This window comes from Bacilli bacterium, from assembly GCA_035326105.1.
Lineage (GTDB): Bacteria > Bacillota_I > Bacilli_A > RFN20 > CAG-826 > UBA7706.
The window spans coordinates 300,086-319,492 of record DAOKYO010000001.1; the positions used below are offsets into that span (position 1 = coordinate 300,086).

17 protein-coding genes are annotated in these 19,407 nt (G+C 38.5%); 13 read left to right on the top strand and 4 right to left on the bottom strand.

Annotation, left to right across the window (positions count from 1 at the left end; all coding sequences use genetic code 11):
- Positions 1 to 76: 76 nt before the first annotated feature.
- From PKC96_01425 to PKC96_01440, 4 genes are read left to right on the top strand one after another with little or no spacing between them, the layout of a single operon-like run.
- Positions 77 to 1,399 carry a hypothetical protein gene (locus PKC96_01425; protein ID HML99985.1) on the top strand — a complete coding sequence of 441 codons (1,323 nt, stop codon included), beginning with the start codon at positions 77 to 79 and terminating at the stop codon, positions 1,397 to 1,399.
- 4 nt (positions 1,400 to 1,403) lie between these two features.
- Positions 1,404 to 3,575 carry an ATP-binding cassette domain-containing protein gene (locus tag PKC96_01430; GenBank protein ID HML99986.1) on the top strand — a complete coding sequence of 724 codons (2,172 nt, stop codon included), beginning with the start codon at positions 1,404 to 1,406 and terminating at the stop codon, positions 3,573 to 3,575.
- 41 nt (positions 3,576 to 3,616) lie between these two features.
- Entirely contained in the window at positions 3,617 to 4,150 is a 534-nt protein-coding gene (locus tag PKC96_01435; protein HML99987.1) for a sigma-70 family RNA polymerase sigma factor, read from the top strand.
- A complete protein-coding gene (locus PKC96_01440; GenBank protein HML99988.1) occupies positions 4,143 to 4,700 on the top strand; it encodes a hypothetical protein in 558 nt (185 codons plus the stop codon). Before PKC96_01435 ends, PKC96_01440 begins: the two co-directional genes overlap by 8 nt.
- On the opposite strand, the gene mscL is transcribed toward PKC96_01440, so the two are convergent.
- The 4 genes from mscL to PKC96_01460 form a co-directional block, all read right to left on the bottom strand.
- Positions 4,682 to 5,212 (bottom strand): large conductance mechanosensitive channel protein MscL, encoded by a 531-nt coding sequence (gene mscL / locus PKC96_01445; protein HML99989.1) that lies wholly within the window; start codon positions 5,210 to 5,212, stop codon positions 4,682 to 4,684. The two genes, PKC96_01440 and mscL, sit on opposite strands and share 19 nt — an antisense overlap.
- Before the next feature lie 98 nt (positions 5,213 to 5,310).
- The gene (locus tag PKC96_01450) at positions 5,311 to 6,183 is read right to left on the bottom strand and encodes a DegV family protein (protein HML99990.1); all 873 of its coding nucleotides are present in this window, start codon (positions 6,181 to 6,183) and stop codon (positions 5,311 to 5,313) included.
- Positions 6,184 to 6,302: 119 nt separating this feature from the next.
- On the bottom strand, positions 6,303 to 7,625 hold the full coding sequence (locus tag PKC96_01455; protein ID HML99991.1) for a TldD/PmbA family protein: 1,323 nt from the start codon (positions 7,623 to 7,625) through the stop codon (positions 6,303 to 6,305).
- Positions 7,622 to 9,019 carry a TldD/PmbA family protein gene (locus tag PKC96_01460; GenBank protein ID HML99992.1) on the bottom strand — a complete coding sequence of 466 codons (1,398 nt, stop codon included), beginning with the start codon at positions 9,017 to 9,019 and terminating at the stop codon, positions 7,622 to 7,624. The genes PKC96_01455 and PKC96_01460 overlap by 4 nt, the downstream gene beginning before the upstream one ends.
- 103 nt (positions 9,020 to 9,122) lie before the next feature.
- Between PKC96_01460 and PKC96_01465 the strand changes: the two genes are divergently transcribed.
- The 9 genes from PKC96_01465 (at position 9,123) to PKC96_01505 (ending at position 19,386) form a co-directional block, all read left to right on the top strand.
- Positions 9,123 to 9,752 carry a hypothetical protein gene (locus PKC96_01465; GenBank protein ID HML99993.1) on the top strand — a complete coding sequence of 210 codons (630 nt, stop codon included), beginning with the start codon at positions 9,123 to 9,125 and terminating at the stop codon, positions 9,750 to 9,752.
- Entirely contained in the window at positions 9,733 to 10,836 is a 1,104-nt protein-coding gene (locus PKC96_01470; protein ID HML99994.1) for a glycosyltransferase family 4 protein, read from the top strand. The genes PKC96_01465 and PKC96_01470 overlap by 20 nt, the downstream gene beginning before the upstream one ends.
- Positions 10,833 to 11,702: a DUF1295 domain-containing protein gene (locus PKC96_01475; GenBank protein ID HML99995.1), complete on the top strand. Its 870-nt coding sequence runs from the start codon at positions 10,833 to 10,835 to the stop codon at positions 11,700 to 11,702. Before PKC96_01470 ends, PKC96_01475 begins: the two co-directional genes overlap by 4 nt.
- A 3-nt stretch (positions 11,703 to 11,705) precedes the next feature.
- Positions 11,706 to 12,266 (top strand): TetR-like C-terminal domain-containing protein, encoded by a 561-nt coding sequence (locus PKC96_01480; protein ID HML99996.1) that lies wholly within the window; start codon positions 11,706 to 11,708, stop codon positions 12,264 to 12,266.
- A gap of 185 nt (positions 12,267 to 12,451) precedes the next feature.
- Positions 12,452 to 12,658, top strand: coding sequence for a 50S ribosomal protein L31 (gene rpmE / locus PKC96_01485; protein HML99997.1), 207 nt, complete (start codon positions 12,452 to 12,454; stop codon positions 12,656 to 12,658).
- A gap of 59 nt (positions 12,659 to 12,717) precedes the next feature.
- Complete coding sequence (gene metG, locus PKC96_01490; GenBank protein HML99998.1) at positions 12,718 to 14,307, top strand: methionine--tRNA ligase; 1,590 nt, start codon at positions 12,718 to 12,720, stop codon at positions 14,305 to 14,307.
- Positions 14,308 to 14,326: 19 nt separating this feature from the next.
- Positions 14,327 to 15,706: a 23S rRNA (uracil(1939)-C(5))-methyltransferase RlmD gene (gene rlmD, locus PKC96_01495; GenBank protein ID HML99999.1), complete on the top strand. Its 1,380-nt coding sequence runs from the start codon at positions 14,327 to 14,329 to the stop codon at positions 15,704 to 15,706.
- Positions 15,707 to 15,866: 160 nt separating this feature from the next.
- On the top strand, positions 15,867 to 17,843 hold the full coding sequence (locus tag PKC96_01500; GenBank protein HMM00001.1) for a hypothetical protein: 1,977 nt from the start codon (positions 15,867 to 15,869) through the stop codon (positions 17,841 to 17,843).
- A 115-nt stretch (positions 17,844 to 17,958) separates the two neighbouring features.
- Positions 17,959 to 19,386 carry a hypothetical protein gene (locus PKC96_01505; GenBank protein HMM00002.1) on the top strand — a complete coding sequence of 476 codons (1,428 nt, stop codon included), beginning with the start codon at positions 17,959 to 17,961 and terminating at the stop codon, positions 19,384 to 19,386.
- The last annotated feature ends 21 nt before the right edge of the window (positions 19,387 to 19,407 follow it).

Consider the following 19,407-nt stretch of genomic DNA (forward strand, 5'->3'; position numbering starts at 1 on the left):
AAGTTTTTTTAATTTAACCGAAAAAAAACGAGTAAAAAACAATATTATTTTCTAGGGGGATAGAGAGGATAACATAATGGATTTATTTACGCTTATCATGCTTGGTTCAAATGTCATATCGCGTCTTTTCTGGGGAACAGTACCCACAGGATTAGATATTTTTCAGCAGATGACAACGAACGAAATAAAACAATATGTTGCAGCGACAACCGATGTATTTGGCGTCCGCAAACCGGAATGCTTTCAAATGCTTTTAGACTCCAGCCTTAATGAACCTCGATATGTGGCCACCGGCTTTAAAGATGGAGGGTACTCCATCTTTGACTTAGAAGAAGGCTTATTTACCGAGTATTCGCTTACCGCGGATAATCCTTATATCTATACCAATGTCGATACCGGTTCTTTTGTTTATCTTGGTCCTACTGAATACCTTCATTCAGCCAACAATGAAGAATATAGCAATCCATTAACCAATGAAAATTTTGATCGGGAATGGATTGATGATCGCTATCAAAGCGAACAGGAAAATGCCGAGATTATTGAGGATGGAGTGATACCTCCAAGTGAATACACTGATGACGAGGACTTACCATCAATGAACGCAACATTGATAGCTCCGGCAAATGATGTTTTTGATCCCGTTGTGGTGGATGGTATTTATACCTATGTCGCTAACTATCAATATTTTTCTCGCTTAAGTGACTTTGGATATAATGCAAAAGGATCATGTGCATACATTGCTCTTCAAATGTATTTGAGCTATTTAGACACATTCTATAACGATAACATTATTCCGAATTCATATAACACATTTAAAAATTTTACTGCCTATATGCCTTTTTCAATCGCTTCTTATAGTTATTCACCGGGTTCAACCGAAGCCTTCCATCAAAGATTAATTGATGTTGGCGTTGGACTTGGATATGCTGATCGCTCAACTGACTACTATAGTCTTAATGGAAAACAAGTTCCAAAAGTATTTGAAGCTTATATGAAATCGGTTGGTTTTATTTCAGCTTACTACACATACCAATATATTGAAGGTAACCTTTGGGATACCTTAACTGGGAATGCTTACAAGCGGGCCAGCGAAAGACTTAACTGGGGAAGTCCTCAATTAATTGGATTTGCGCTTACGGCCGACATTGATCATGCAGTTATCGCTTATGGGCAAACTGATACTTACTTTTTAACAAATTATGGATGGGGCGACGCATATCGTAATGTTTCCGTGTTAAAGCAAAAAGTAAAGACAACTTTTGGTGTAGATGCTTGGAAAAGTGTCTATGTTCCTTCGCAAGGATACCAGTATTGTTTACGTCCTTTAGATCCGATTGTTGCCTTGAATGCTCAAACGCCATTAGCCGTCTCTAATACATTCCTAAATTTGGCATCTTAAGTTTATGAAAATAAAACTTAATGATATCTCAAAAATGTTCGGTGATGGAGAAGGTATTGTTAAAGCAATTGACCATGTAAGTTATTTGTTCGATGATACTGGACTATATTTCATCACTGGCAAGTCGGGTTCTGGTAAGTCGACTCTCCTTAATATCATTGGTGGCGAAGAGGAGCCGACGAACGGAACAGTCGTGTTTGATAGATCTGATTTCGATCCTACCAAGGAAATTGCTTATGTCTTTCAAGATGAGAATTTAATCTTCTCCTTGTCCTTGATTGACAATCTACGCATTGTTTCTGGTTCGGATGCTGAAATAAAAAAAGTTCTTAAAGAAGTTCGACTTAACAAACCATTTGGTACCCATGTTAACCTCCTTTCAAAAGGTGAACGTGCCCGATTATCAATCGCAAGAGCCGTTCTTCAAAAGACACCGATTATTCTTCTTGATGAGCCAACAGGAAATCTTGATGCGGAAAATTCGCGGCAAGTATATGAAATTCTTCGTGGTTTAGCCAAAGAGAAAATAATCATCGTTGTTTCTCATGATGAAGCGACGGCAATGAAGTTCGGTGATCGAGTTATCATCCTGCAGGATGGTCATTTGGTGGAAGAGAAGGTCTTGCACCAAAAGGGAGGCCGTGATGTCGGAATAAGTCCATGGGGGGAAAAAACCGACGGACAGCTCTCAAAGCGAATAATGTTCAAATATATCTTTAGTAGATTTGGACAAAAAAAATATAAATTAGTTTTCTCTTTTCTTAGTTTATTTATTTCTTCTATCCTCTTGTTTGTTAGTTTTAACGTTGTTTTTTATGATCAAGAGGGTCTTTTGAAACGGGCAATTGATGCGTCCGATGTTAATCTATATCAAGTGTTTCAATACAATCAGGATGATAATAGTATTCCTTTAGGCAATGGTCGGGAATTCTTTATTAGGCTTACCTCTCAAATTGACGAAGAGCCATTAAAGTCATCTCTTATTGAGGCAGATGGCAACAACCTGCAGTTATTTTTCGGGTCAGAAATTAATATATTTGATCAAAGCATCGTCCTTTCAGATGGTGAAATTGGCATATCCGATTATGTGGCGGATACAAGCAACTATGCTTTAAATCAAAATGTAACCATTCTTGGAAAAAGTTTTGTAATATCACATATAGTGCAGACGGATTACAAAGTAAATGAAGCAAAGTATTCACATTCTGAATTTATCGATTTAGCGGCAACTGATTATAGTTTCGCCTGCATTAATGATTCTCAATATGTTGAATTAACAAAGCTAACCGGAATCACTGCTCTCGACTATGTATCATCAATAAATAGCAGTCATATCGTTAATTATTCTTTATCAGGAATGGAAGATTATGTTGATGGTAGAGCACCGCTTGAATCCTCTGAAATAACTGTTTCGCAGAGATATGTCGATAATTATTTTTCTGGTAATAATGCTGCTGTTCTCAACCAAGATTTTACCTTATCATCTTCTCGAACGATGAACTATGATTTGAGTGCTTATTTTGCCAAATTTAAAATAGTAGGAGTTTATGATGATGATCAGCAGGATAGCACAATATTTGTTAGCAACTCATTTTATAACCGAATTGAAATTCCAATTTTATATGATGGAGCGACTCAATTTTATATCCGTAACCAGGATTTGCCGTCGGTTGTAAGCGAAATAGCGAGCGGAGCCTATATTTTAAGCGCTCCTTCAATTGATCCAATTCAAAATGGAATGTATGTCCTAGGCGTACTTCATAACATATCAGATATTTTTATTTCCATAGGCTTTGCCTTATTAACTTTATCGTTTGCCATTATCTTAAATTACTCGTATGGAAACATTAAAACGAGTGAAAAAGATATATGCTTACTAAAGACTTTGGGTGTGAAGAAGTGGGTTATCCGCGGAATATTTGTTACGATGAACCTTTTAATCTCCTTGGTGGTGTTTGTTCTTGCCACTTTACTTGGTTCATTCGTTACCGTCCACTTAGCAAATTATTTTGCCCGAACCTACTTCCTCACATTCTCGGTACTTACAAACAGCCTATATTCGTTTCTTTTAACTTTCATTTTGCTGCTAGTCATTCCCTTTTTAATATCGATTTTATCGGTTAGAAAGATAGATAAATGCACAATTGCTAATGTTTTTAAACGAAATTTAGCATAAGTGGTTATTTTGTCAGTATTATTTACTATAATATTGGCATTATGAAATATACGAACGCGCGGTTGGTGAACGATATAAAAAAGGGAGACGAAAGTGCCTTTGATTATATTTACCTTGAATATGGCCGTTTGGTTTTCCATGTTGTTCTTCCTATCGTGGGCAATTATGAGTTAACGAAAGACTTGGTTCAGGAAACCTTCACTAGGTTTTATGCCTCGCGCGAGTTGTTGAATCCGAAGAAGAATGTTAAGTATTACTTATTGGCGATTGCTAAAAATTTGGCCTTAGAAATAGTAAAAAGCAGACGCGAACAGGAAGAACTCAATGAGGAAGAGATTGAGGATGGGGAAAGCGGCATTCAACGTTACGAATCCTTCGATGAAATGATGGATAAGTTTCGGAAAGTGCTGACGGATGATGAGATTGACATCGTGGTTTTGCATTTAAGCGATGACATGAAGTTTAAGGATATCGCCATGGTAAAAAATGCGACGCTTAGTTCAGTTACAAGCAAGTATGATCGGGCGATTAAGAAGATAAAAAAATGCAATGAAAGGGAAAAAATCTATGAATAAGAAAGTAAGGGACTTTCTCGACGATTATAATACGACATTTGCCTTTGAGCCGGATTTGGCTTCGGTAAAAAAAGGAATGACTTTTTCCAATCCTCCGAGCAAAAAAAAGACGTGGCCTTTAATGGGGAAAATCGGTCTAGCCTTCGCTGGCTTGGTTGGAGTGTTTTCGGGGGGATATTTTTTAGGACAAGCTTTTGCCCCCACACCGATGGCTTCTTCACGGGCTAGTCAATATCTGGCAATGAACTTTGAAACCTACCTGGATAAACCGATTTATAGCGTTCAAAAAGATGACACTTACGTCAGTTTATATTTTGCAAAAGAAGATAGTCAGTATTTCCTCGTATTTGATTTTTATTCGCCGTTATTGGCGACGGCCACCTTTTCTTATGATGCGACAAGTTATCAGACAAAAAGCAATAACGAAATAAGCGAGCTGGCCATCGAAGAAAATGACTTCAATATGAGCATCACTTTTAAAGAGAGCATCACTGTCTTTTATACGAGCAGTTTCGCGTTTGTCTTCGGCGATTATTCGGCTTTACTTTGATCTTTACTAGAAGCGGATTCTCCATCCGCTTTTTCTTTTAGTAAATCGCGTATTTCTTGAAGCAGGATAACGTCCTGAGGAACGGTGGCGGCATCAACTTTAATTTCCTCTTCATTAAGCGTTTCTCCGGCTTGCTTTTTCTTGTTGATTTTAGCAATCAGTTCGGCGCGCTTGTTGGCCGAAGCAGTTGCCACTTTTATGATTACAAATAAAACAAAAGCAATCATCAGAAAATCGATAATCGACTGAATGAAGATGCCGTATGTAAGGACCACCGCCGCCTTATCAATGATTACTTCCGCGCCTTCAAGGTGCGTAACCGCCGGCCGCAATGTCACCGACCAATCGGTTACATCCGCTTTTACCAACAGCGAAATCAAAGGGGTAATAATATCGGTTACAAATGAAGAAACGATGGCCTTAAAAGCGGCGCCGATAATGACACCGACAGCCATATCCAATACATTCCCCCGTGAAATAAAGGCTTTAAAGTCCGACCAAAACTTTTTCATATTTTTTCCTCACTTATTACTATTAATTTTACTTTAATTTCCAATTTTGGAAAACATAAAAAAACGCGGTTTCATAATTTGACCGCGTTTCTTTATGCTTAATTATCCAATCCGTTTTTGACTTTACGAATGTAGAGGATACCAATCGTTCCGACTCCACAATGACTGGCGATAACCGATCCCGCTTTAGAGCAAACGATAGTTTTGGGGTCCACCAATTTAGAAAGTTCCTCAAAATAGTATTTTTCTGCCTCTTCGGCAACCACGGAAGTAATGATTACCCGTTCAGGACGAATCCCCTCCGCTAAATGTTTTTTAAAAATGTCTAACTGATGGTCAAGAGCCCGAATAATCTTTCCTTTTGGGGTAGCGGCAACATCCATCTTTCCGTCATTAACAACAATGAAAGGGTGAGCGCGAAGCATTCTTCCAAAGAAAAACTTTGCCCCGCTTAAACGTCCGCCCTTATAGAGGTAATCGAGATTATCAACGATAAATTGCGCGCGGACATTCGGTACCAGTTCTTCAACGGAAGAAGCTATTTCCGAAAGCGTTTTTCCTTCTTCCCGTAAACGGACCGCCTCTAAAGTCAAAAGTCCGCTGCCACTGCTGAGATTCTTTGAATCCACCAAGGCAATTCGTCCTTCGGTAAATTCTTGTCGGGCGATGGTTGCGCTTTGGAAGGTGCTAGAAAATCCCGAGCCAATACCGGTGTAAAAAATATCGTAATCTTCATCAATGTACTTTTTAAATACTTGATTAAAAATCTCGGGTCCGGTAGCACTCGTTTTGGGCATAATGCCGGTGGCTTTTTCTTTGGCGAATAATTCGGGTACAGTTATTTCTACGCCATCAGCGAAGGTTTCCTCACCGAAAGATACATATAAGGGAACGATAGTAATATCGTATTTTTGAATAAGCTCAGGTGGAATGTCACAAGTAGAATCAGTAATGATTTTAATTTTTCGCATAGATCCGCTCCTCAAGATAAAAGTATTATATCAAAAGTCACTCATTTTTAATAAATAAAGCGTATTGTTTTTTCAATTATGAGAAAAATCCCCGCCTTAAATTAGACGGGGATCAGTTTTTATTTTCCGGAAATGGCTAGTTTGCTGACAAGAATTGATGGGGTGTTGGTGGAACTAAGTTGAAGCTCGCTGTTATTGGCTACCTCTTTGACGTTCTTAAACATCTCCACTAAATTGCCGGCGACGGTAATAAGATTAACGGGTTCGGCTAATTTGCCGTCCCGAATCATAAATCCGCTTGCTTGAAGGGAGAAGTTTCCGCTCCGGGGGTTGAGACCAGCATGTAGTCCCTGAACCTCAGTCAAGTAAACACCCTCTTTGATTTTGCCTAAAACCTCATCTTCGCTCTTTCGGCCGGGTTTAATGGTTAAGCCAAAGAATCCAATTCCGATTTTTGCCCCGCCCTGCTGACCGTTGCCGGTGCTTTCAACGCCGTCTTTGGCCGCGGTACCTAGATTATAGGCAAATTGCTTAAGAACACCTTTATCAACGAAGGTCTTTTTATAGGTAGCAACGCCCTCGCTATCAAAATAGGTATAGAAGACATTTTTGGCTAAGGGATCTTCAATAATGGTGATTTTTTTGGAAGCGACAACTTGGTTTACTTTACCTTCAAATAATGAAGTGTGCTTTTGTACGAGCTCGGCACTGGCATTACTCATATATGCGCTGAGAAGACTCGCCGTTACCCGCGGATTTAACACAACCGGGTATTTTTTGCTCTTACAGGGCGCTCCGCCTAACTTGCTGACGGCATTTTTAACCACTTCGGCGACAAATTGATCAAGATCGAATTCTTGAGGATTGTTGCCGAGATAAATCTTATATCCGGTTTTAGTATCACCCTTGTCTTTGACAATAACCGAAGCATAAATGACAAAGTAATTTCTTTTTTCTTTCAGCTTCAAGCCGAAGGAATTCATTTTAATACTCTCGTCCATCGACTCGGAGTATTGAACTTCCTCAACATCGCTGATCCGCGAATCGGCTTTTTTAAGATGATCTTCAATTTTGAGTAAAAGCGCAATCTTATCTTCGGTTGACCACGCTTCAATCGCGGGATTGAACATATTCTTCCGTTTATATTGTTTTGATCCAGGAAATATAATCGCAGGCGTTTCCTCTTCGTTAACTTTAGCGTTTTCCTTTATTTCCTCGACGAGATAAGCTGGGGTGCAGGCTTCAATTTTTTCCGATGAAGCCGAACCAAACTTGCCGTTATAGATACCCCGGGCCGCGATTACCTTCGCATCAGCGACGGAGAATTGGGACACTTCACCATGAAAAACCGAAATATTCAAATCCCGTCCGGCATGATAATTGAGTTCCAATGAATCAAGCCCTTGGGCCTGACCGATTTCAAAAAATTTCTTGAAGTTCATTTTAACTCTCCTCCGTTACCACCGACGGTAATTTCATTGACGCGGATTGTCGGCTGACCGACATCAACCGGAATTGAACCGGATACCGAGCCGCACATTCCTTGAGCCCGCTCAAGGTCATTGGCGACCATATCGATATGCTTGAGAATATCGCTGCCGTTGCCAATTAGAGTGGCCCCCTTGACCTGTTCGGCAACTTTGCCATCACGGATGATATAGGCTTCATCCGCCGCAAAGTTAAAGTCACCAGTCGCGGGATTTACTGAACCGCCGCCAAGTGATTTGGCATATAAGCCAAGCTTGACCGAAGCAATAATCTCTTCAGGGGTCGATTTGCCACTGTCGATATAGGTGTTTGTCATTCTTGATGTCGGCTCATAACGATAACTTTCTCTACGGGAAGAGCCAGTTGATTTGGCATCCATTCTCCGCCCGTTGAAGGGGTCGACCATATAGCTGGTAAGAATTCCATCCTTAATAAGGACATTCTTTTGGCAAGGAGTTCCCTCATCGTCAATATTTCCGCTTCCCCAGCCATTTTCAATCGTGCCATCATCAATGGCCGTAACTACCGGGTTAGCAATCTGCTCGCCCTTCTTACCGGCAAAGATCGAAAATCCTTTTGAAACCGAAGTGGCTTCCAACGGATGGCCGCAAGATTCATGGAAGATTACCCCGCCAAAACCGTTACCGATAACCACCGGCATTTTGCCACTTGGACAATCGACGGCTTTCAATGTTTTAATAGCTTTCTCAGCTGTTTCCTCGGCTAGCTTTTTTACCTTTACCACATCGGTAAAATACTCAAAACCGGCCTGCGCGCCCGGCCCGCTGAAGGAAGTTTCCATACCATCAGCGCTACCCGCGACCGCAGCCATAGTGAAGCGATTTCTTTCCCGAGAATCGGACAACTCCTTACCATCGGAATTAAAGATGGTAACTTCTTTATGTTCTTCAACCAAAGAAGTGATACTTCTCACGATTTCCTTCCCGACTTCGCTCATAATATTTGAGCATTCTTTAAGCAAAGAAATCTTTTCTTCTCGACTCACATCTTTGGTCGATCTTCTCGGCAGATGATGAGTTTTACTGCGAACTTTTTTAATTTGGCTTACTGAGACTTTCTGTTTTTCATTAAAAGAGGCGGCGAGAGTTGATGCTAGATCAACCAAGCCTTTCTTACTAAGATCGTTAGTAGAGCCGTAGACACTTTTGAATCCGTTTAATAGACGAATCCCCGCGCCATATGTCGTATCGGTGCTTGTGCCCTGCGTTTTACCGTTTTCCACCCGAAGTACGCTGCTATTTACCTCTTCAAGATAAATCTCCGCGAAATCGGCGCCGGTTGCAAGACCTGCATTCAATACTTGGAGCGCTAATGATTTGGAAATCATGAATTTTCCTCCCGTATTTAATCCATATTTTTACGATTTACGTAGTATTTGAATTATATTACAAAATAATAAGTTGATAAAGTATAATATCGGTGAGGTAAATATGAACTGGGAAGAACTTTTGTCTTCACTTCGCGCGGACTATCACGAAAAACAAATTCGTTTAACTCCCGATGAAGTAAAATTTATTGCCAATAAAGATAGTCGGCAAGGCAAACTCATCGGCGTTTTTACGCGCGATTATTATCAACGGGAAAAACTGATTCGCGAAGGTGAGATTGTCTATTGCTATACCTATAAAACGTATATTCCCGAAGGAAAAGCATCGCGCCCATACCCAAGTTGGTGTCTATTTTCTCCTTCCAAGAAGTTTGAATCGGAGCCGCTTCTTCTAGAAAAAGTGGCGGCCCGCCTTTTAGAATTTGCCGATGACGAATCACAAAGGGGAATTAAAAACCATCGTTTGCAAACGATGATAAAAGGGGAACTAAGCGAGCCGGCATATGTGACCCTTCCTTTGGAATTAACCGACAATCAGTTAGTATATTTACAGTACGTGAGTGTGAAAGAACAACATATTTATGATTTTTCACTGGGAATCAACCTTTTACTTATCCATCCGGCGGCCTCCAAGGAAGCAATTTATTTGCCCCGCCGTTACTGGACGGAAGAATATCGTGCATTCTATCATCATGAGGAGAGTAACAAACAACATGAGCAAGAAGGTAATTAGTGTCTTAAGTCGAGCCGATTCAGTTGATGGCCAAGGGGTCGGAAGCGCCTATGTGGAACAGGTAAATCTGTTGCAAAAAGGGGCTGGTGATCTTTTTGAAATGCGGATAAATAAAAAGGGAAAAGCGGATTTAATTCACGTCCATACGGTAAATCCGGAATTCTATCGCACTTTTGCCCGGGCGAAATGTCCGACGGTGATGTATTGCCACGTACTTCCAGATACGCTGGACGGGTCAATTAAACTGCCTAAACTTTTCTTTGGGATTTTTAAACGCTATTTAGTTAGCTTTTATACTCATGCCGATTACGTAGTCGTAGTCAATCCGATTTTTATTGAGCCATTGATTAAATTGGGGGTTGCCGGTGACCGAGTTGTCTATATTCCCAATTTTGTTGACCACGATACTTTTCGCCGCTTACCTGACGAGGAAAGAAACACAATCAGAAGGCGGTATGCGATTGATGAAAAGGCCTTCGTCGTTTTGGGCGTCGGCCAAGTTCAGACCCGCAAAGGGGTGAAAGATTTTGTTGAAGTGGCCAAAATGAATCCGACGATGCAATTTGTTTGGGCGGGGGGCTTTTCCTTTAAAGGTATCACCGATGGTTATAAGGAATTGAAGGCAATAATGGATAATCCGCCATCGAACGTGAAATTTCTTGGCATTGTTCCAAGAAAAGATATGAATGAAATATATAATTTAGCCGATGTCCTGTTCATGCCGTCTTATAACGAGCTTTTCCCGATGGCAATTCTCGAAGCGGTCAACAGCAATACACCCTTGCTTCTGCGTGACTTAGATTTGTATAAGAATATTCTTTTTGGCGATTACCTTTCGGGAAATACCAATGAGGATTTTGCTTCTACTTTGAACAAGCTGGCTTCCGATTCTGCTTTCTTTCAAAAAGCCGAAGAATATTCAAAAAATATTGCCTCCTACTATACGGCTGAGCATGTGTTAAAGATTTGGATTGATTTTTATACCAAAGTTATCAACGATAAAGACAATATTTTAAAGACGAGAAAAGCGAGAATAAAAAAAGCCAAAGCGATTCAAAGACAAAATAGGAGAACTAAGCAATGAAAAGTTCGAAAAAGATCGGTCTATTAATTATTGGCTTAACCTATTTGCTTTCCTTTGGACTTCAAGCGGGTTTATATTTTCTTTTTATTAAATCCAATCCAGTATGGCTTTCTATTCTTTTGGTAGATGTAATAGCTACCTTCTTCGTTTATCTCGTGGGAACTATTTTCCAAAATGCAACAGTTTATGACCCTTATTGGAGCGTTGAACCGATGTTTGTGTCATTATTTCTTGTCATATTAAATAAGAACTTTTCGGTCGGTGCGCTTCTCACCTTAGCCATTATTTGGATTTGGGGACTACGATTAACAATCAACTGGATAATAACTTTTAAAAACCTTAGCCATCAGGATTGGCGCTACGATGAATTAAAGAAGAAAAGTGGCAAACTTTATTTTGCGGTCAATTTTTTAGGAATTCATCTGACCCCAACTTTAATCGTCTATTTAGCGATGCTTCCGTTTATCTATTTGCTTGCTAATAATCTAGCTTTTAATCCGTTGGCGCTTATTGGCGCCTTTGTCTCCATGCTCGGGATCTATTTGGAAATCCATAGCGACATTGCCATGCATCACTTTCAAAAGATTCGACAAGGCAAGGGCGATATTATTAATGTCGGTCTATGGAAGCATTCCCGGCACCCCAATTATCTAGGGGAGATTTTGTTTTGGTGGGGACTGTTTTTTATAGCGGTAGCGCTTGCGCCTTCCCTTTATTGGACCGGAGTGGGAGCCATTGCCAATAATCTTATGTTCGTCTTTATCTCTGTCCCGATGGCAGAAAATCATATGGCCACCTATAAGACCGATTTTGCCTCTTACAAGCAACGGACGCATATGCTCTTTCCCATACCGAGAAAAGGCTGATGTATGCTGTCTTTGGAAGATAATAGAGCCAACATAATCGGCGCATTCAAGCGATTGATGCAAACCAAAAAATATGAGGAAGTTACGCTTAAGAGCATTTTGAGTGAAGTGAAACTTTCTAAATACGCTTTTTATAAAGTTTTTTCCGCTAAGCAGGATGTGGTGGCGACTATTTTTCAACAGGAGATATTGGAAGATACGCTTTATCAGATGAATAAAGATAATTATCGGGATAGAATGCAATCTTTTATTGCTTATTTAAAAAGGCATAGGGAATTTTATGTTAAGGTGTTTCCGCTTGAACGCCAACAAAAATTAAAGCATATGTTTGACTTAATTATCGAAAAGCAAATCAGCATTTTAGCGATGACTTTTCTTGACGGAAAGAGATTGCAATACAACGACCAGCGTTATATTAATGATTATTTTACATCCGCCTTTGCCTATTTGGTCAATGAATGGATAGGCGGGCGATATAGATTTGACGGGCAGGAGTTTGTTGATAAATGGGTTTTATTGATAAATGCCGGACTAAAGGACTTTATCTTTAGTTATCGGGTGTAGTTAGCCTTTTGTTTCTTAATAAGTATTGAGGCTTTTATACTGTTTTCGAGTATTACCAGAATGGTATTCAAAATAAAGCCGAATTGGCATTAAAATGGTTGCGTATTAACTTTGTTAATGGTAATATTTTCTAGCGATACTTTCTTTGGGTCCAAAAGAGGCTCAAGGCGGAAGGAGATAGTCTTATGAAAAAAGGAATTCACCCTGAATATCATCGGTGCACAGTGACATGCGTTACTTGTGGCAGCACCTTCGAAACCGGTTCGACCTTAAAAGAAATCAAGGTTGATACATGCTCGAATTGCCATCCGTTCTACACCGGTAAACAACGCTTTACCCAAGCTGATGGCCGTGTTGATCGTTTCAACAAGAAATACGGATTAAAAAAGTAAACGGAACGCCGCCATCGATTTGATGGCGGTTTTTTCTATTCTTTAAAGGAGATTGAACCATGAAGAACAAATTTTACATTACAACCCCGATTTATTACCCCAGCGCCAAACTCCACATCGGTCATGCTTACTGCACGACGCTTTGTGATGTATATGCCCGGTTTCGGAGAATGCAAGGTTATGAAACCTACTTTTTGACGGGAGCGGATGAACATGGGCAAAAAATTGAAAAGAATGCGCAGATAGCGGGTAAAACTCCCCAGGAATTTGTTGATGATATCGTGGTTGGTTTCCATAAGTTATGGTCGGCTCTTGAAATTACCAATGATGATTTTATCCGTACCACGGAGAAACGGCATTATGAAGTGGTGCAGAGAATCTTCTCGCGAATGATTAAGCGGGACGATATTTATTTAAGCAGATATGAGGGCTGGTACTGCACTCATTGCGAGGCTTTTTGGACAGATACCCAGGTAGGGCCGAATCATCTTTGTCCCGATTGCGGTCGGCCGGTTGCCCGCGACAGTGAACCGGCTTACTTCTTCCGGACGGGTAAATATCTCGACCGCCTATTAAAGTTCTACGATGAAAATCCTAAGTTTATTACTCCCGAAAGTCGGAAAAATGAAATGATCAATACATTCATTAAACCCGGCCTGGAGGATTTGAGCGTTTCGCGGACATCCTTTAAGTGGGGTATCCCCGTTTTAGAAAATCCAGACCACGTTGTCTATGTTTGGCTGGATGCTTTGACCAATTATATTACAGCGCTCGGATATGATAGCGATAACGACGCCCTCTTTAAAAAGTTTTGGGCGGATGAAAACACGGAAATCATTCATGTTATCGGTGCGGACATTACCCGGTTTCATACAATCTATTGGCCGATGTTTTTGATGAGCGAAGGATTAAGGCTTCCCGACCGGGAATTTGTTCACGGCCTCTTGATGATGAAAGATGGCAAGATGAGCAAGTCCAAGGGCAATGTGGTCGATCCATATCCGTTATTAGAAAGATATGGGGTGGATGCAGTTCGTTATTATCTTGTTCGCGAGACAACTTTCGGCAGTGATGGTCAGTTTACGCCGGAACAATTTGTCGAAAGAATTAACGTTGATTTAGCCAATGATTTTGGCAATCTTCTCAATCGGACGATTGCGATGATTATCAAGTACTTTGATGGGGTTATTCCAGAATATAAGGGCGATGTTACCCCCTTTGATAAAGATTTGCGTGAATTGGCCGAATTTACAGTTAAAGAATACGAGACGCTTTTAGCAGATCTAAAAATCACCGATGCATTTGTGGGCGTCTTCAAACTCATCAGCGCGGCGAATAAATACATTGATAATACCGAGCCTTGGAATCTAAAGAAAAATGGGGAAGAAAAGCAGTTGGCAAGCGCGATGAATCATTTAGCCAATGTTCTTTATGAAGCGGGTATTCTCCTACAGCCGGTTTTAACGCATGCTCCGAAAAAGCTCTTTGATGCCTTAGGCGTCAGTGAAGAGAAACGTAAATATGAACACGTTCGTACTTTTGGGATATTGGGCGGTGAAAAAGTGGAAAAAATCGAGCCTTTATTCCCACGGTTAGATGTGGAAGTGGAAGTTAATTTTATTAAAGATTTAATGACAAATAAAAAATAAGTAAAGAGGGGCGTATCCAATGAAAGAAAAGATGAGTAATATTCGAGTCGGTTCTTTATTTCATGGTGTCTGCCACGGCTATACTTACGACGGCTTGGGCATCCTTGATACCAAAGAAGGCCTGAGCTTTTTTGTTAATGGCCTGATTAAAGGTGAAGAAGCCGAGGTAGAGGTTACCTTTGTTTCGATGAAAGCCAACTATGCGAAGATAAGGAAAATCACTTTGCTTTCTCAAGATCGGATTACTCCGCTTTGTCCGGTGGCGACCGCCTGTGGGGGCTGTTCGTTTCAAAACTTAAATTATCAAAAGCAGTTAGAATTTAAAAAGGAAAAAGTAATCAACGCCTTTCACAATATCGCGCGGATTAATTTTCCGGTTGAAGATTGTGTGGGTATGGATGAGCCATACTTTTATCGCAATAAGACCCAGATGCCGTTAGGACTAGACCGCAAGGGAAGACTCATCAGTGGCTTTTATCGGGCCAAGAGTCACGATATTATCGCTGTCGATAAGTGCGTAATCGAGGACAAAAAAGCTTCGGGAATATTAACGACAATTAAGGGCTTAATGACCTCAATGAAGATTCTCCCTTATAACGAAGACACTCGGGAAGGAATCATCCGGCATATCCTTATCCGTACCTCTTTCCATTACCCCGAAGTGATGGTGGTTATTATTACCAATGCGGATAGTTTTCCAAGCCGAGGTAATTTTGTTAAAGCGTTGAAAAAGGCTCATCCAGAGATTACCACCATTGTTCAAAATGTTAATAAGCGCGATACAAATGTTATTTTAGGCAATCAAGATAATGTTCTTTTTGGCCCGGGCTTTATTAAGGACGATATTTTAGGTGTTCGTTATCGGATTTCCGCCAAGTCGTTTTATCAAGTAAATCCTCTTCAAACGGAAAAGTTATATTCAATAGCAATTGAAAAAGCTCAATTAACCGGTGAGGAAGTGGTCCTAGATGCCTACTGTGGCATCGGAACCATCTCTTTAATCGTGGCTAAAAAAGCTAAAGAAGTCATTGGAGTCGAAATTGTAAAAGAAGCAATTATTGATGCAAAGAATAACGCTCGGCGTAATGACATTAACAATGCCTCATTGTATGTCGATGATGCCGGAGAGTTTATGCTCGACTTTGTTAAAAGTGGCAAGAAACTTGATGTGCTTTTTATGGATCCTCCCCGTAAAGGCGCGGATGAAAAATTTCTTTCGAGTGTTTTAGCCGCGAAACCAAATAAAATAATATATGTGAGTTGTGATCCGGCAACTCTGGCACGAGATATTGCTACTTTAATTAAAAGCTATAAAATAGAATCAATTACTCCAGTCGATATGTTTCCTCAGACCTTTCATGTCGAGACGGTCTGTGCTTTAAGTTTGAAAGAGCATTAGTTCGACAAAGTTGAGCATAGTTTAGCAATGATAAACGGAGCAATTTTCGTCATATTTTGTTAGAATAATGGAAATAACGCCAAAGTATTCAATGATACTTACTTATTTTGATAAAGAGCGAGTTTGGGAACATAAACGATAATGAAGGAGCACATTTATTATGAAAATTCAAATTCAAAACTATAATAATATTTCGAATTTAACATATGAAATTCAAAACAACCATATTAACTTTTTGTTTGGCATTTCTGGTTCTGGCAAGAGCAGTATTGCCTCAGCGTTAGCAAATCAAGATGAATTGCCTCACTTACAAATAGGCGCAAAACCTGGAACTATGAATGTCTTGGTTGATGGTTCTACTGTTTCGCATGACAGAATCAAGATTTTTGACATGAATTATTGCAACGATGTTCTAATTGAAAAAACAAAGAAGAGTGATATTTATTCTATTTTGTATGGTGAAGGTGGAAAAATCGAAGAATGCAAAAGTTCTTATTTGTCAGCGATTAATGATTTGCTGCTAGTCAAAGATAAAGTTGTTTTCACTCTTTCTGACATAAGAGACATAGTGGATGAATTGAAAGTGGCTTACAAAAAAGATAAATATAGTTCTGCTTGTTTAATACATAAAATGACGAAGAACGTGGAGTCTCTTCCAAATTATCGGAATGTAATTACGTATTCTTCAAAAGAAATTAAATGGGTTCTTGATGGAACGAAGATGTTACCTTTTGCCGATGGCAAATGCCCGTTTTGTGGCTCTAAACTAAAGAATCGAAGAAAAGAACAGATTGAATCAATTATTTCTTTTGACTCAAAAACTTTTGAAAAAATCAATTCAAAAACTGATGCTTTTTTACATCTTGGAATCGTTCTTCCAGATTGGAAAAAGAAGAGGGAAATTGCCCTTTTTGATAAACGGTTGAAAGAAATGTTTGCTTTAAAACCAGAATTAGAGTCATTTTGTTCGTTCTTAGATATCTCTTCTATTAATAACGCTCAGTTTTTTTCGACATTATCGGTTCCGACCCCATCTACAAGGTGCAAAAAACTTTTTCCTGAAATTTATGATGCATTTATTGCTTTTTCAGGCAAAGCAAAAGATGTCAAAAGGACCTATGGAGCCTTAAAAGCCGAAACAGAGAAGACGCTGAATAAACATTCAAAAATAATAAATGAAAAATTGAATATCCTTGGTATCCCTTATAAGTTCTGCAAAACATTATTCTCTGAAGACGAAAAAGAAGCGGAATATGTTATTGCCCATAATCAGGATATTAACGAAGTCAATGACATGTCGTTATCCTTATCATTTGGTGAAAAAAATCTGATATCATTGCTTTTATTTCTTTTAGCAAATAGTAAATATGAGATGCTTGTTATTGACGATCCAGCAAGCTCTTTTGATGAATATAGAAGAAAAGTAATTTTTGATATCATCTATGAACTTCATGAGAATTCTACAGTTTTGGTTCTTTCACATGATTTAGTGTTTGCTAAGTTTGCAGTTTTTCATAGTGAAAAATCAATTAAAGAGATTAGTTCTCATAAAGATGTTTCTCCATTACAAGCTAGATTTGCAAACGATACTGGATTTATTGATTACCTGGAAACATTTGATAAAGATGAAATTAGGCCTATTAAAAGTTCCGACTTTGATTCATTAGAAAGTTTTATTGATAAACGTTTATCTTCGTTTGCTGGAAACATGAATTATCAAATTTCCATTAATTTGAGGTTATATTTTGAAGTCACTAATAAGGTTTCTAAAAATTCAGTAATTTATCAATACTTATCCGCAATTATTCATAAGACAAAATATGAAGAAATCATTGAATTACTAAAAAGTAAAAAAACGAACGAAAATAAAATTTTGAAACAGATTAGAGATAAATCAGGCCATGTTTTCGGACCTTTGAGCATTACATATAATGAAGAAATAGATACAAGCGCATTTTCTAATTTTGAAAAAGTCTTTTTGGCTAGAGAATCGCTGGGGCGCGGGAAACACCTTCAAGCTATAAAAGATGAGCTTAACAATATTGTTCATTTAAATTGTGCTTATGCTATTTGCCTGAACCCTTATTCCTTTTCTTATTTTTCAAAATTTGTTTATGACTATATTTCGAAGATTTAGTAACAAGAAGTAATCAGTGTTACTTATGTTTCACTAACACAAAAGATAACGAACTATTACTTTTTGGACTATTAATTATCAGAATAGCTGCTTAAATAATTTAAGGAAGGGAAATATGACTTTAGAAGAAAAATACGGGATAGTGTATGTGAATGAAAAAAGATACTATCTTTTTGATATGACAGAATCTTTGCCAATTCTTGACAATGCAGTTCCGTTTTATTTTAATTATGACGGAATTGAGGTAAACGAATCTTCTTGGAACAAAATGGCTCTTGGCATTTTAGAAGCAATCGATGAAAGAAATCCAAAATCATCAGAAGAATTATTATCTCTCCAATATACGTGGTCAAAAACCGCGCCTTTTAGCTCGGCCAAAAGAACAAACTATACTCCATTTAAAGAGATCTATCTAAATACGAATCACACTTCTACGCATTCTATGATGAGCATTCAATGCATTCTTAATGCGTATGGTATTGATGCAACGAAATGTTACTTTTTGATTAGACGCCATTTCATTTGTGAGCCATCAGAAGTTAGAGAGTTTGTCAAAAATAAAACCATCAGGGAGTTTAGAAACAGCCTTTTAATAAGTGATTTTGAAAAAGATAGGACAGAAACGATTATCAAAAATTTCGATATTATCAATAAATATTTATCGAAAGTATCTCCAGGCTTTGACGACTTTTTCCTATTTGATGATTATTCGTACTTCACGAATTATCGTTCAAAAACTCTTGAATATCTTTCGAAGAAACATCTACAAAGTGATAAAAACTTTAAAGTGATCTCAAGGTGTTTAACTTATTTGGATACATTTTATAAAAATAGAGATTTTTTTATTTGGACTATTAATAATCCGGTGGATTCTTCTTTACTAGACGAAATCAGAAGCGAGTTGTCATTGTTATTCAATAAAATGGATTCCAAAATTATTCTTTCAAGCAAACTGTATTCAAGGATGTCAATCATACATAAAACAAGTTTGGAAAAACTTGGGAAATACAATAATGCTGAAGGAATTTACATTATTTGCTCGGTTTTCTTGAGAAAAGAATATTTCTACTCATTCCCATATATTTCTAAAGAACAAATCGAAAGCATTACTAATGATCAGATAATTGAGGCTTACGCTAGGACTTTTGATTTCTTTTCGATAGACGATGTTAATCAATATATTGAAAGCATGCACCTAAAGAAAATGGACAGTTATTTGGATTTTATCTTTATGCTGTCAGATGAATATATACAAGTTTCACAGGATGTTCTTGTGACAAAAGACAAAATGAATATCGATAATTCGATTTTAAACGAGATTAAGAAGGATCTTGTGTTTTACATCAATAGTTTTGGGCCAATCGATAGTGAAACCTATCAAGGCTATTCATCGTTACCTTCTATACCAGATTATGAGTGGAATAAGTTTCTTCTTTCCGGAATTGCAAATGCATATTATAAAGACGAATTAGTTGTAAAACCATGTACAAATAACTATAAAAAGTATTCTTTTATTATTGAAAAAAAGGAACAAAAAAACTAAAAAAAGAAAATAGTTAAAAAA